At 77.4% G+C, this 14017-nt stretch carries 13 protein-coding genes; 1 reads left to right on the forward strand and 12 read right to left on the reverse strand.

Annotated features, from left to right (window positions below):
• The first annotated feature begins 270 nt into the window (after positions 1-270).
• Positions 271-672: a GNAT family N-acetyltransferase gene (locus ACZ7JZ_RS16555; RefSeq protein WP_470939188.1), complete on the forward strand. Its 402-nt coding sequence runs from the start codon at positions 271-273 to the stop codon at positions 670-672.
• A 234-nt stretch (positions 673-906) separates the two neighbouring features.
• Here ACZ7JZ_RS16555 and ACZ7JZ_RS16560 read toward each other — a convergent pair whose 3' ends face one another.
• The 12 genes from ACZ7JZ_RS16560 to ACZ7JZ_RS16615 form a co-directional block, all read right to left on the reverse strand.
• A complete protein-coding gene (locus tag ACZ7JZ_RS16560) occupies positions 907-2103 on the reverse strand; it encodes an acetylornithine transaminase (protein ID WP_470939117.1) in 1197 nt (398 codons plus the stop codon).
• On the reverse strand, positions 2100-2945 hold the full coding sequence (gene argB, locus ACZ7JZ_RS16565; protein WP_470939191.1) for an acetylglutamate kinase: 846 nt from the start codon (positions 2943-2945) through the stop codon (positions 2100-2102). Before argB ends, ACZ7JZ_RS16560 begins: the two co-directional genes overlap by 4 nt.
• 134 nt (positions 2946-3079) lie before the next feature.
• Positions 3080-4231 (reverse strand): bifunctional glutamate N-acetyltransferase/amino-acid acetyltransferase ArgJ, encoded by a 1152-nt coding sequence (argJ, locus tag ACZ7JZ_RS16570; RefSeq protein WP_470939120.1) that lies wholly within the window; start codon positions 4229-4231, stop codon positions 3080-3082.
• Entirely contained in the window at positions 4228-5277 is a 1050-nt protein-coding gene (argC, locus tag ACZ7JZ_RS16575) for an N-acetyl-gamma-glutamyl-phosphate reductase (protein ID WP_470939194.1), read from the reverse strand. The genes argJ and argC overlap by 4 nt, the downstream gene beginning before the upstream one ends.
• Positions 5278-5478: 201 nt before the next feature.
• Positions 5479-6192, reverse strand: coding sequence for a DUF2470 domain-containing protein (locus ACZ7JZ_RS16580; protein WP_470939123.1), 714 nt, complete (start codon positions 6190-6192; stop codon positions 5479-5481).
• A gap of 228 nt (positions 6193-6420) precedes the next feature.
• Positions 6421-6681: a hypothetical protein gene (locus ACZ7JZ_RS16585; RefSeq protein ID WP_470939126.1), complete on the reverse strand. Its 261-nt coding sequence runs from the start codon at positions 6679-6681 to the stop codon at positions 6421-6423.
• A gap of 831 nt (positions 6682-7512) precedes the next feature.
• On the reverse strand, positions 7513-7968 hold the full coding sequence (locus tag ACZ7JZ_RS16590; protein WP_470939129.1) for a GNAT family N-acetyltransferase: 456 nt from the start codon (positions 7966-7968) through the stop codon (positions 7513-7515).
• A 472-nt stretch (positions 7969-8440) separates the two neighbouring features.
• Positions 8441-9313, reverse strand: coding sequence for a 4'-phosphopantetheinyl transferase family protein (locus ACZ7JZ_RS16595; protein ID WP_470939132.1), 873 nt, complete (start codon positions 9311-9313; stop codon positions 8441-8443).
• A 7-nt stretch (positions 9314-9320) separates the two neighbouring features.
• The gene (locus ACZ7JZ_RS16600) at positions 9321-10952 is read right to left on the reverse strand and encodes an MFS transporter (protein ID WP_470939135.1); all 1632 of its coding nucleotides are present in this window, start codon (positions 10950-10952) and stop codon (positions 9321-9323) included.
• Between the two features lie 91 nt (positions 10953-11043).
• Positions 11044-11325, reverse strand: coding sequence for a hypothetical protein (locus ACZ7JZ_RS16605; protein WP_470939138.1), 282 nt, complete (start codon positions 11323-11325; stop codon positions 11044-11046).
• 209 nt (positions 11326-11534) lie between these two features.
• Positions 11535-12989, reverse strand: a complete 1455-nt coding sequence (locus ACZ7JZ_RS16610; protein ID WP_470939141.1) for a glutamate synthase-related protein — start codon at positions 12987-12989, stop codon at positions 11535-11537.
• Positions 12986-13981, reverse strand: a complete 996-nt coding sequence (locus ACZ7JZ_RS16615; RefSeq protein WP_470939144.1) for an asparagine synthetase A — start codon at positions 13979-13981, stop codon at positions 12986-12988. Before ACZ7JZ_RS16615 ends, ACZ7JZ_RS16610 begins: the two co-directional genes overlap by 4 nt.
• Positions 13982-14017: the final 36 nt, after the last annotated feature.

The following is a 14017-nucleotide window of genomic DNA, read 5'->3' on the forward strand; positions in this document are numbered from 1 at the left end:
TCCGAGCGTTCCGCCGGGACGTGCGGCGGTCCGGCCACCCGGGCCGCCCGCGGCGGAACCGAGGAAGGAACCCCTTGACCACGGCTCCACCGCGGCCGGCCGGGGCCCCGCCCGCCGCGCCCTCCCCGTTCTCCGCCGACACCCCCGCCTCCCCGGAGCCCCCCCGGGAGACCGGATGCGCTGCTTCCGGCCCGCCTGCCCCGGCCGGCCGTACCGGCGGACGCCGAGGCCCTCGCCGCCCTCTCCGCCCCCTTCGTACGGTCGGGGGCGCTGCGCGGGCGCGCCCCGTCCGTCTTCGCGGCGCACGCGGGGGAGTTCCTCGTCGTGGAGGCCGCCGACGGAACCCTCGAGGGCTGTCTGGCCCTCGGTGCGTACCCGGCGCAGAGCCCGGGAGGCCCCGCAGGGGCTGCCGTCCGCGCGGCCGGGGTGGTCTACAACGTCTGCGTCGCCCGCCACCGGCAGGGCGGGGGACTGGGCGCGGGGCTGCTGGAGGCCGCGCTCGCGCGGGCCGCGGAGCGCTCGCTGACCGCCCTGTTCACGGCCACCACCGGCAGCGGCCGGCTGTTCCTGCGGTACGGGTTCGCACCCGTCGGCGCGGAGCGCGCGCCTGCGGCCTGGGCCCGCACCCTGGACCCGGGCCGCGGCGCCCGGGTCCTCGCCCGCACCCTCTGACCGTGGATCTGCCGGGCCCGTCGGTGTCCGGACCCGCCTGGCCTGCCGGACCCGCCGCCCCGACACCGACGGGTCCGGTTCCGGGCCCCGCCCCCGCCGGTGCGGAGGCCGGCGGTACGGCCCCCTGGAGGCAGGGGAGTTCAGCGGTACGCGGTCCCGCGGGTACGCGGAAGGGGGGCCGGGTCCCCTTGCGGGGATCCGGCCCCCCTTGTCCGGGTGGGCGGGCGGAGCCGGTCAGGTGCCGAGGATCTCCGGGAGGGCGGCCACCAGCGCGGCCGCCTCGCGTTCGGAGACCGTCAGCGCCGGGGCCAGCCGTACGGTCGAGGGGCCGGCCGCGTTCACGAGGAACCCGGCGTCCTGCGCGGCCCGCTGCACGCGGGCGGCGACCGGTTCGGTGAGGACGACGCCCAGCAGCAGCCCCGCCCCGCGCACCTCGCGGACCAGGGGGTGCCCCAGCTCCTCGATGCCGTGCCGGAGCAGCTTGCCCGTGCGTACGGTGTGCCCGAGCAGGTCCTCGGCCTCGACGGCGTCGAGGACGGCCAGCCCGGCAGCGCAGGCCACCGGGTTCCCGCCGAAGGTGGAGCCGTGCTGGCCGGGCCCGAGCAGTGCGGCCGCCGGGCCGAAGGCCACGGCGGCCCCGATCGGCAGCCCGCCGCCCAGGCCCTTGGCCAGGGTCACCACGTCGGGGTCCACCCCTTCCTCCGCCTGGTGGGCGAACCAGTGCCCGGTGCGCCCGATGCCGGTCTGCACCTCGTCGAGGACCAGCAGGGAGCCGGTCTCGCGGGTGATCCCGCGGGCAGCCCGCAGGTAGCCGGGCGGGGCGGGCAGCACCCCCGCCTCGCCCTGCACCGGCTCCAGGAACACGGCGGCCGTGTCCTCGGTGACCGCGGCCCGCAGGGCCTCCACGTCACCGAAGGGCACGTGCGCCACCCCGCCGGGCAGCGGGAGGAACGGCTCGCGCTTGGCGGGCTGCCCGGTCAGGGCGAGGGCGCCCATCGTGCGCCCGTGGAACCCGTCCGCCGCCGCCACGACCCCCGGCCGCCCGGTCCGCCGGGCGATCTTGAAGGCCGCTTCCACGGCCTCCGCACCGGAGTTGGCGAAGAACACCCGGCCCGGCCGCCCCAGCAGGCCGAGCAGCCGCTCGGCCAGGGCCACGGGCGGCTCCGACACGAACAGGTTCGACACGTGCCCGAGCCGGGAGATCTGCGCGGTCACCGCGGACACCACCGCCGGATGGCCGTGCCCGAGGGTGTTGACCGCGATCCCGCCGGTGAAGTCCGTGTACGCGCGCCCGTGTTCGTCCCACACGCGGCAGCCCTCGCCGCGCACCAGGGCCAGCGGGGGAGTGCCGTAGGTGTCCATCACGGCCGCGCGCCAGCGCTCGGCGAGGGGCCCGGTGCCGTAGGCCGCGGCGCTGTCTTCGGCGGTCATGCGGGGCCCTCCTCGGTACGGGGGGCGGGTACGGCGCGGCCCGGCGCACCCGCGTGCGGGGCGGGGGCGGGTGCGGCGGGGTCCGGGTGGACCGTGGTGCCGGGGGCGGCCGGCTGGAGCCCGTACAGGACCGCGTGCGGTACCCGGCCGTCGAGGACCTGGGCCCGGCCCACCCCGGAGCGCACCGCCCGCAGGCAGCCCTCCATCTTGGGCAGCATCCCGCTCGACAGGCCCGGGAGCAGCGCCTCCAGGTCGCCTGCGGTGAGCCGTCCGACGACCTCGGTGCTGTGCGGCCAGTCCGCGTACAGCCCCTCCACGTCGGTCAGGACGAGCAGCCGCTCGGCGCCGAGCGCGGCGGCGAGCGCGGCCGCGGCGAGGTCGGCGTTGACGTTGTACACCTGGCCGTCCGCGCCGCGGGCGACGGGCGAGACCACCGGGATCCGGCCCTGGCCCTGGAGGGCGCGCACCGTCCCGGGGTCCACGGCCGTGATCTCCCCGACCAGCCCGAGGTCCACCGGCCGGCCCTGCGCGTAGCCGACCCGGCGGACCGCGGTCAGGGTGTGCGCGTCCTCGCCGGACAGGCCCACGGCGAGCGGTCCGTGGGTGTTGATCGCGCCGACCAGCTCCCGCTGGATCCGGCCGGTCAGCACCATCCGGACCACGTCCATGGTCTCGGGGGTGGTGACCCGCTGCCCGGCCTCGAACCGCGACTCCAGCCCGAGCCGCCCCAGCATGGCGCTGATCTGCGGGCCGCCGCCGTGCACCACCACGGGCAGGGCGCCGGCGCGGTGCAGGGCCACGACGTCCTGCGCGAAGCTGCGCTGGAGGGAGTCGTCCACCATGGCGTTGCCGCCGAACTTGACCACGACGGTGCGGCCGCGCAGCCCGGCCGGCGGGGCGGGGTGCGGGCCGGGCTCCGCGGCCGGCTGCGGGGGCAGCGGCGCGAGGACGGCGCCGCGGGGCGCTCCGGGGCCGCTCATGAGCTGTACGCGCTGTTCTCGTGGACGTACGCGGCCGTGAGGTCGTTCGTCCACACGGCGGCGGACGCCTCCCCGGCGTGCAGGTCGATCCGCAGCAGGACCCGGCGGCCCGACAGGTCCACCTTCTCCCGGGGCTCCCCGGCGGCGCCGCCGCGGCAGACCCAGACCCCGTTGACGGCCACGTCGATCCGGTCGGGGTCGAAGACCGCGCCGGTGGTGCCGATGGCGGCCAGTGCGCGGCCCCAGTTGGGGTCCTCGCCGTGGAGGGCGCACTTGAGGAGGTTGTTGCGGGCCACCGTACGGGCCACCTCCACGGCGTCCTCCTCGGAGGCCGCCCCGGCCACCGCCACCTCGATCTCCTTCGAGGCGCCCTCGGCGTCCCCGGTCAGCTGCCGTGCCAGGTCGAGGCAGACGGCGTGCACGGCCGCGGCGAACTCCCCCTCGTCCGGGACCCGTCCGGAGGAGCCCGAGGCGAGCAGCAGCACGGTGTCGTTGGTGGACATGCAGCCGTCCGAGTCCACCCGGTCGAAGGTGGTCCGCACGGCCGCGCGCAGGGCCGAGTCGAGCAGCCCGGCGCCGGCCTCGGCGTCGGTGGTGAGGACGACGAGCATGGTGGCGAGGCCGGGGGCGAGCATCCCCGCCCCCTTCGCCATCCCGCCGACCGTCCAGCCGCCCCGGGTGACGGCGGCCGTCTTGTGCACGGAGTCCGTGGTCTTGATGGCGACCGCGGCGGCCTCGCCGCCCCCGGCGGACAGCGCGGCGGCCGCGGCCTCGATCCCGGCGGTGACCCGGCCGAGCGGCAGCAGGACGCCGATCAGCCCGGTGGAGCAGACGGCGACCTCCTCGGGCGGAACCCCGAGGGCGCCCGCGGTGCGCTCGGCCATGACGCGGGCGTCACCCTCCCCGGTGGGGCCCGTACAGGCGTTGGCGCCACCGGAGTTGAGCACGACGGCGGACAGCCGCCCGTCCGCGAGGACCCGGCGGGACCAGCGGACGGGGGCGGCCTGGACGCGGTTGGAGGTGAAGACCCCGGCGGCGGCGCGGGCGGGCCCGCGGTTCACCACCAGGGCCAGGTCGGGATCGCCGGACTCCTTGATGCCGGCGGCCACACCGGCGGCGAGGAATCCCTGGGCGGCGGTCACGGTCACGGTGCCACTCCATTCGTGGGCAGGCCCAGCCGTTCCGGCAGGCCGAGGGCGACGTTCATGCTCTGCACCGCTCCGCCGGCGGTGCCCTTGGTGAGGTTGTCGATCGCGCTCACGCAGACCAGCCGGCGGGCGTGCGGGTCCACGGCCAGCTGCACCTGTACGGAGTTCGAGCCCAGGACCGCCGCCGTGGCGGGCCACTGCCCGGGCGGCAGCAGCCGTACGAACGGCTCGTCCGCGTACGCCCTCTCGTACACGGCCCGCACCTCGGCCTCCGTCCGCGCCGGGTCCCCGGCCGGCAGCCCGGCGCGCAGCCGGGCCGAACAGGTCGCGAGGATGCCCCGGGACATGGGAGCGAGCGTCGGCGTGAAGGAGACGGTGACGTGCCCGCCCGCCGCCTCCGACAGGTTCTGCGTGAGCTCGGGTGTGTGGCGGTGGCCGCCGCCCACCCCGTACGGGCTCATCGAGCCCGTCGTCTCCGCACCCAGCAGGTGCGGTTTGAGGGCCCGGCCGGCCCCCGAGGTGCCGCTCGCCGCGACCACCACCGCCTCCGGCTCCACCAGCCGCGCCGCGAAGGCGGGATGGAGGGCCAGGGTGACGGCGGTCGGGTAGCAGCCCGGTACGGCGATCCGCCGCGCACCCTTCAACGCGTCGCGGGCGCCCGGAAGTTCGGGCATCCCGTACGGCCAGGTGCCCGCGTGCGGGGTGCCGTAGAACCGCTCCCAGTCGGCGGGCTCGCGCAGCCGGAAGTCGGCCCCGCAGTCCAGGACGAGGGTGGCCGGGTCCAACTCGGCCGCCAGCGCGGCCGACTGGCCGTGCGGCAGGGCGAGGAACAGCACGTCGTGGCCGTTCAGGACGGCCGCCGTCGTCTCCTGGAGCACGAGGTCCGCCAGGCCGGGGAGGTGGGGCTGCACCGCGCCGAGGGTCTGCCCGGCGGTGCTGTGCGCGGTCACCGTGGTGACCTGCGCCTCGGGGTGGGAGGCGAGCAGGCGGAGGATCTCCCCGCCCGCGTAGCCGCTGGCGCCGGCCACCGCGACCCTTAAGGTCATCATCTTCCGTTTCTTCGGGGTGCTTCGGTCGTCTGGGAGGGCGCGCGGGGTGGGTGGGGTGCCGGGTGTGCGGGGGCGCGCCGCTCTGCCGGTGGGCCGGGGCGGGCCCGCCGGTCTCTCGGTCCGTCCGTTCCTCGGTCGGCTGTGTCTGTCTCTGTCTGTCGGCTGTCTGCCGGTCGGGCTCGGGTCGGGGCCGCCCGGTCAGTGGTGGGTGTGGTGCCGGTGGGTGCAGGGGCGCGGCGCGGTGAGGATCTGGCGGATCCGCTCGCCCGCCTCGGTGGCGTCCCGGGCGGGCTCCGGGTAGACCAGCCGCAGATCGCAGTGGCCCGCGGCGTACTCGCAGCGCAGGGTCAGCGCCCGGGCGTCCATCGCGTACGGCACGGCCCGGAGCATGCCCTCGGGCAGCCGGGCGCCGGCCAGGGCGAGCAGATCGTCCATCAGGTCCGCGTGGGCGTCCGAGAGGTGGGTGAGCAGGGAGGCCTCCTCGACGGCGAGGGCGTCGGGGGCGGCGAGCCCGAAGGCGTCCAGCGCCACGTCCTCGGTGCCCGCCGGGTCCTGGAGGGTCACCCGCGCGAGGTCCAGCCGCAGCAGGCCGCCGTCCGCCTCGGGGGCCAGCCAGCCGGAGAGCGTGACCCTGGCCCGGACCCGGTCGCGGACCGCGGTGGGCGCGATGTCGGTGAACTCCAGGAGGGCGGCCAGGCTGCCGCGGGGGGCCGCGGCCGCCTCCCGGGCCAGCGGGCTGCCGGCCTCCGGGTGGAGGCGGATCCGGCCGCGCGGGCTGACGGAGTGCAGACCGATCAGGTCGTACTGCTGCTCGCTGGTGGTGAGGGAGAGGGAGGTGGCGCGGGCCAGGATCGTGCGCACCCGGTCGGCGGCGGTGGGCTCGTGCGGTGCGGCGGCGCGGTGCGGGCTCAACGGGACTCCAGGCGGTGCGGTCGGGCGGGTGCGGGCAGGGCGGCCCCCATCCCGATTAAGGTAAGGCTTACCTTACTTGGTTTTTCCGGGTGCCTGAAGGGGGGCGGCCCGTGTGAGCCGCGTCACGCCCCGGCGGCTGCGTCCCCGCGCGCCGGAGGACGCCCCGGAGCGCCGGGGGGGTGCGAACTCCCGCGCAGGCGCGGGACCTTCGGGCGGGAAGCAGCTCCATCAGGGGGTGCGCGGGTGCTGCGGGCACTCCGCCGTGCGCGGCCGGGGGAAGGCGGGGTGCACCCCGTACACCGGGTCCGCCGCGGGCGCCGGAGGTGCGGCGGGCAGGCCCCAGGCCACCCGGACCGCCTCGATCAGGGGCCGGGCGCTGTACGGGGAGACCTCCAGCTCCTGGCGGGCCTGGGCGAGGAGCTCCGGGTCCCCGTCCCCGTGCCGCCGGGCCGCTTCGAGGCGGCGGCCGAAGCCCTCGGCGCCGAACACCTCCAGCAGCGTCAGCGGGCAGCCGGGCCACGCACACGGCGAGGGTCCGCGGACCGCTGCCGCCGTAGCCCCACGGGAGGCCGGGCGCGTCGAGCGCCGGTATCGGGTACAGGTGCCCGTCCCGGGTCCGCACCCGGATCGGGTCGTCGAGGACGAGCTCCTTGAGGACCGAGCCCTGCGGCAACCGCCTCGGGGCGTGGCCGTGGTACGTGACCTCGGTGTTGCCGAACTCCGGGGCGACGGGCCGGGTGGCGACCACCGGGCTGCCCGTCAGCGGTTCCGTGAACGTCCCCACGGCCTCCTGGGAGGGCGTCTCCCGCAGCCGGTGCACGACGGTCGGCTCCACCCGGCGGAGCCGGTTGATCCACTCCGCGCCCCGGGACGTGGCCCGCTGCCGCACGATCGCGAACGGGCCGCCGTACGGCAGGTCGCTGCTGCCGCTCCACAGGCGGATCTGCTCCAGGCAGCGCAGGGCCACCCCGTCGGTGCGCGTGAACAGTTCGGTGAGGCCGAGGGTGACCACGTCGTCCGGGGCGGTCTCGGCCGCTCCCCGGTCCGTCGTGTCGGGGGCGGCGGGGAGCACCATGGCCGGCGGCCCGCCGGTCCGCTCGCGCCCCGGACGGCGCTCCGGGGTCCTCCGGGACGGGTCGGGAGCGGCCTTCGCCGCCGATCGGCTCGTGCACCGCCGTACCCCCGCCCCGGGCGCGGCGGCCGGTGCTCCCCTGCACCGGTGCGCTGCCCGGACCCATCATGGCGGACGGCACCGACAGCCCGCTCCGTAACCGCTGCGGCGGTCCGCACCGCCCGCCCGTCCCCCTTCCGGCGGCCCGCTCAGAGCTGCCGCTTGAACCCCACGTGGGAGGCCTCGAAGCCGAGGCGCTCGTAGAAGCGGTGGGCGTCGGTGCGGGTGGCGTCCGAGGTGAGCTGGACCAGGGCGCAGCCCTGCGCGCGGGACTCGGCCACGGCCCATTCGATCAGCTGGGCGCCGAGTCCCGCGCCGCGCTCCGAGCGGTGGATGCGGACGCCTTCGATGACCGAGCGGGTCGCTCCCTTGCGGGAGAGCCCCGGGATGACCGTGAGCTGGAGGGTGCCGACCACCTCGCCCTCCCGTTCCGCCACCACGAGCAGCTGGTGGGGGTCCCCGGCCAGGCGGTCGAAGGCCGCGCGGTAGGGGGTCAGGTCCTCGGGGGACTCGCGGGTGGCGCCGAGCGGGTCGTCGGCGAGCATCGCCACGATCGCCGGGAGGTCCGCCGCGGTCGCCGGCCGGATGTCGATCTTCGTCGTCATGCGGCGCATGGTAGCCGCGCCGGGCGGCCCGGCGGCCCGGAGGTCCCGCTCGCGGCCGCCCGGCGGGGGCGGGGGCCGGAGCCGGGCCGGGTGCCGGAGCCGGGTCGGGGAGCCGGGTGGCTGCCCGGGGCCCTCAACCCGGCCCTTCCCAGCCCGGGTTGGGGATCGCCCCGGCCCGTCCCGGCTCAGGCGGAGGGTCGCCCCGGCCGTGTGCGGGGGCGGAGCCCGGGGCAGGTCCGCCCCCGTTATGCATGTGGTGGTCCTGCAAGGGGCCGCCGGCCTCCGGGCCCGGTACGGCTGTGTCCCCTCTGTCGATTGGATGGCCTGGGGGGTGGTGTCGCCGGGTCCGTGGGGTGCCGTCGGAGACGCTGATGAGAGACCCGGCCACCGACCGGTCCGGCGCAATGCTGGGCAGTTCGCGGGCAGTTCGCGGGCGGTCCCGGGATCCGGGACCGGCCCGCGGCCCGCGGGCTCAGCCGAGGAGCGGCGGGTCCGGGGCCGGGTCCGGGGCCGGGCCCGGGGCCTGACCCGGGTCGGGGGCGGGCGTCGGGCTGCGGAGGGCCACCGCCGCCCAGTGGCCCTCCGGGACCACCACGTCCGTCACGGACCAGCCCCGGGGGGCGGTCGGCAGCGGCCCCGAGCCGAGGTAGTCGGCGGCCGGGTCCTCGGAGAGGCCGACCCCCAGCCCCTTCAGGTAGGCCTCCTTGCGGGTCCACACCCGGGTGAAGGCCAGGGCCCGTTCGTGCGGCGGCAGCGACTCCAGCTCCGCGGCCTCGCGCGGGTGCAGCACGTCCGCGGTCTCCGCGAGGGTGTGCAGCTCCGGCACCGCCTCCACGTCCACGCCGACCGGGGTGGACGCGAAGGCCAGCAGGCTCATGCCCTCGCAGTGCGACAGCGAGAAGTGCAGGGCGTCGCCGGGCAGGACCGGGCGGCCGTGCGGCTCCCCGCAGCCGGGGCAGGGGGCCCGCGAGACGGTCACCCCGCGCGGCGGTAGTCCCAGGTACCCGCCCAGCAGCCGGCGCAGGCCCACGTGCGCGCACAGGTACGCGTCCCGGTCGGCGGAGTGCAGGAACTCCGCCGCGCGGGCCAGCTCCTGGGGGTCCAGCACCGTCGGCGCCTGCCGGGCGGCGGTCACCCGATGGGCGGCGGTGTCCACGATCCACACCTGCGGCGCCCCGGGCCGCAGCGGCCCGTCCGGGGAGGGTGCGACGTAGACGGCGGCGAGCGGCTTCGGCAGCAGGAGACCGGAGGCGGCGGCCCCGGAGGCGGCTGGGCCGGGAGCCGGGCCGGGCGGGGCGGCGGGCGGCAGGCCGGTGACGGCCGGGGAGTTCACGTACGACGACATGGCGACCTCACACCGTGGCGGGGGAGTTGTCGGAGGACGGGACGGGGACCCGCACCGCGACCGGATCCGGCACGTGTGCCGGTGCGGGGGCGGGCGGGACGGCAGGGGTGCCGGTGCCGGTGCCGGTGCCGGTGCTGGAGCCGGAGCGGGAGCGGGAGGTGCTGATGCGGGCGGGCTTCGCCGCGGCCCCGTCCGGGGTGGGGCCCGCGGCCGGCCGGAGCCCTGCGCCCGTACCGGACCCGGTGGGCGGTGCGGGGGCGGCTCCGGCCGGGGCCGGGGTACCGTCCGGCGCCCCGGCGGTTCCGGTCGCCGCGGTCGTAGCCTTGGCGTCCGCCGCTCCCGTGGCTTCCGCCACTGCCGTCGCCCCGGCGTCTGCACGGTCTGCCTGCTCTGCCTGCCCCGCCTGCTCCGGGCGGGCCGGGCTGCGCAGGGCCAGCAGGGCCGCTACCGGCGACAGGCAGGCGAGGGCTCCGCAGACCAGCCAGGTGTTCTGTACGCCCAGCCCCAGCGAGATGCTGCTGAACACCGCGATCGAGACCGGCGCCGTACCGATGCCCGCCAGCGCGAGCGTGGACATGGCCGCGCCCATCCGGTCCTCCGGGGCCGCCTGCTGGTACAGGGTGACGATCGCGGGCCCGTTCAGCCCGGCCAGCAGGCCCACCGCGACCGCGACGGCCGCCAGGGCGGGCGCGGTCGGCATCAGGGCCATGACGACGATCCCCGCCGCCATCCCCACGCCGGTCACCACGAGCCGTACGAACTGCGGGATCCGGTGCGCGAGTACGGCGCCCAGCAGGCTGGACCCGAGCGCCCCCACGCTGAAGCAGGCCAGGACCGCGGCGACCGCGCCGACCCCCCAGCCGCGCTCGGAGACCAGCAGCGGGAGCGCCACCTCGGCGGGCCAGCTGAAGGCCATGTCCATGCAGAAGGAGGCCACGAACAGCCAGCGCAGCCGCGGGTGCGCGGCCAGCAGCCGGAAGCCGTCCCCGGACCGCTTCAGCAGCGAGGCCCCGGGCTTGCGGTCGGGGCGGGCCATCCCGCGCGTGACGTAGTACGCGCACCCCAGCCAGAGCGCGCAGGTCACGGCCCCCACCGCCATCGCCTGCCACAGCTCGCCCACGGCGATCAGCCAGGCCCCGGCGGGGGCGCCCACGACGGGCGCGAGCCGCAGCACCATCCCGTACAGGGAGTTGGCGCGGGCCAGGTGCTCGCGGGCCGCGAACTGCGGCATCAGCACCCCGGACGCCGGCCCGGCGAGCCCGAGCAGGGAGCCCTCCACCAGCGCCACGACCGCCAGGGGCCACAGCCGGTCCGTGCCCGCCACGACCAGTGCGCCCGCGGCCAGGACGGCCACCCGGGCCGAGGTGGCGCGCAGCAGCACGATCCGCGGCCCGAGCAGGTCGGCCACCGCACCGCCGAAGACCAGCATGAGGGCCCGCGGCACGGTGGCCGCGAGCATCAGCAGGGTGACCGCGGTGGTGCCGCCGATCTGCACGGCGGTCCAGTTCATGGCGATCAGGAGGGCGAAACTGCCGCCCTGGACGGCGGCCTGACCGCCCACCAGGGCGCCCACCTTGCCCCAGTGGACGGTGGCCGGGCGGTCGGTGCCGGGCGGGCCCGCCTGGGTTGTCGTAGCCATGGAGGACTCTTTCTCTGAGGAGTGCGGGGAGGAGGGGAGCAGCGGTCAGGAGACAGGGGCAGGGGCGAGGGTCGGGAGCAGGGGTCAGGGGTCAGGGGTGGCGGCGGATGCGCAGGCGGGCCGTGCCCGGGCCGCCGTGCAGCGCCGATTCGACGGCCAGGGCGGCGGCCCGCCGCTGGGCCTCGGCGAGGGCGCCGGCCTGGCGGGGGGTGCGCGGAGGCGGGCCGTCCGTACGGAGTTCCAGCCGGCCGCCGAGGTAGCCGCGGCCGGCAGCTGCCAGGGTGCGTACGGCGGCGGCCGCGGCGGCCGGCGTCGTCCGCGCGGGATCGGAGGTGACCCCGGGCAGCTCGGACAGCGAGAACCGGGCGTACACGAACCGGCCCGCGGCGCGGGCCGCAGCCGTCCCCGGAGGGCCTGCGGGACCCACAGGCCCCGCGGGCCCCGCAGGGCCGGGGGCTCCGGCGGAGCGGCACGGGCCGCCGCGGCCACCGGTCCGGGTGCCGCCCCGGGTGCCGGACCGGGCCGCGGACCGGTCCGGGTGCCGGTCCGCGGTCAGCCGCGTCCGCCCCCGGCGGGTGCCGGTCACCGGGAGGCCCCGGTGAGGGGAGCGCCGGTACCCGGTGCCGGTGCGGCCGCTGCCGCGGGCGGCCCCGCGGGGGCGGCGCCCCGGTGCTCCGGCCACCACAGGTCCTCCGGGCCCAGCAGGCCGCTGTGGTACTTGCCGAGTGCGCTGGTCAGGAGGCGGACCTCCAGGGCCAGGGCTCCGGCCAGCCGGACCAGGCCCTCCTGCGGGTCCTCGTCGACCGCGACCAGCGCGGCCCGGCCCAGCCCCACGGCCCGCGCGCCGAGCGCCAGGGCGCGGACGGCCCGGCCGCCCTCCCACATCCGGCCGGTGGCCAGCAGGCAGCCCGCGGCGGCGGGGCCGTCGGGCCGCCCGCCCGCCGCGACCAGCCGCAGGCAGTCGGCCAGGCCCAGCCCGACCTGGTCCAGGAAGACCCGCGGGGCCCAGCCCGTGCCGCCCTCCGCCCCGTCGACGGTCACGGCGTCCGCACCGGCGCGCCAGGCCGTGGCGGCGGCGAGGGCCACATCGCGGCCCGGGTGGAACTTCACCCAGGTGCGGGCCTTCGGGAAGTTGTTCCGCATGAAGCGCAGCTGCTGGCGCAGGATCTCCTCGGTGAAGGTCCCCGGGGTGGCGCAGCGCAGCAGGTGCTCCGCACCGGGTCCGGCGGCGGTGTCCGCCGCGCCGGCTCCTTCGGCCGCAGACCCGTCCGCCCCGCCCCCGGCCGCCCGGCCGCCGCGGCCCAGCACGTCGCGTACGGTGAACCGGCCGGCCAGCCGCTCGCCCTCGGCCCGGTCCACGACCGTCATCCCGCCGAGGCCCGGCTTCGCGCCCTGGCCCGTCTTCAGCTCGAAGGCCAGCCGCCCCGACTCCAGCAGCGGGCGGGTGCCCGGGTCGCTGTAGACCAGGTTCCACACCTCGGAGTCGGCGTCCTCGGTGGACTGCTGCACCACCACCCCGCCGACCCCGTCCGCCACGCACTCCGTGTACGCCGCGATCCGGGCCAGCAGCGCGGACCGGGCCCCGTCCGCGGCCCCGGCGCGCCGGTAGCCGTGCACGGGGACCATGTTCTCGCCGATCACCATCGGGACGCCCAGCCGCGCCGCCTGCCGGCTCGCCGCCACGCCCAGGTCCCCGCTGCCGGCCCGGGTGGAGCCGAACGCCGAGAGGAACAGCGGCAGTTCACTGCGGAACCCGCCCACGTCCGTACGCAGGTCCACGTCGTCGTGGCCCGGTTCGCGGCCCAGGTCGATCAGCTTCTCCAGGCGGGCCGGCATGAACACCGGCGGGGCGATCCGCGCCCGGTCCAGCGCGTCCGGCGCGGCGTCCTGCGCCCCGTCGCCGTCGCCGCCGCCGCCGCCCTGCCCGTACAGCTCCGCGCCGTACCCGTCCGCCGGCGGGAACACCTCCGCCGTGCCGCTGCGGGCCCGTGCGCGCACCGCGCGCTCCGGGAACCCCGCCGCCCGCAGCCCGGTCACGGGGCCACCACCCCGGGGAGCTTCGGGTAGGCGCTGACCTGCCACAGGGAGTCGAGACCGGTCAGGAAGCGGACCAGCCGCTGCAGGCCCATGCCGAAGCCGGCGCTGGACGGGATGCCCTCGCGGGCCAGGTCCAGGTACCAGGCGTACTTGGCCGGGTTCTCGCCGCTCTCACGCATCCGGGTGACGATCGTGGCGTAGTCCGCCTCGCGCTCGCTGCCGCTGACCAGCTCCCCGTACCCGCCGTGCGCCAGCAGGTCGAAGTTCCGCAGCACGCCGGGGTTTTCGGGGTCCTCGCGGTCGTAGAACCCGCGCGAGCCCTTCGGGTAGTCGTTCACGAAGAACGGCCGGTCGGCCTCCAGGGAGAGGATCCGCTCCCCGGCCCAGTCGATCTCGGCGTCGGGGCTCTGCGGGTGGCCCTGCCCGATCAGGCGGGCCACCGCCTCCCCGTGGCTGCACGCGTCGAACTTGCCCGAGCGCAGCTCGGCGAAGTCCAGCTCGTCGCGGCCCAGTTCGCGCAGCACGTCCGGTACGGCCGTCCACACGTGCTCGACGATGTGCGTCAGCATCCCCGCGGCCACGTCCTGGGCGCCGCGCCGGTCCGCCCCGGCGATCTCCACGTCGATCTGGTGGAACTCGACCAGGTGGCGCCCGGTGCCGGCGGTCTCCTCCGGCTCCACCCGCACGTTCGGGGCGATGTAGAAGAGCTTCGGGAAGCCCTGGAGCGAGGCCTGCTTGTAGAGGATCGCGCTCGTCATCAGCTTGTACGGGTGCCCGTAGTAGTCCACGTCCAGGGCCTTGGCCCCGCGTCCGCCGGGGTCGGTCACCGGGCCGACCAGCGGGGGCAGCAGCTCGGTGAACCCCTCGCCGCGCAGGAACTCCCGTGCGGCGTAAAGGGCTTCCTGCTGGACGAGCATCGCCGAGCGCAGCTGCGGGGAGCGCAGGTGCTCGCCGAGCGGGGGCGGCAGCTGGGGGCCTGAGGTGTGTTCCATGGCGTCACTCGCTTTCAGAGCAGTGGTACGGGAAGG

The organism is Streptomyces sp. NPDC038213 (genome assembly GCF_055600495.1).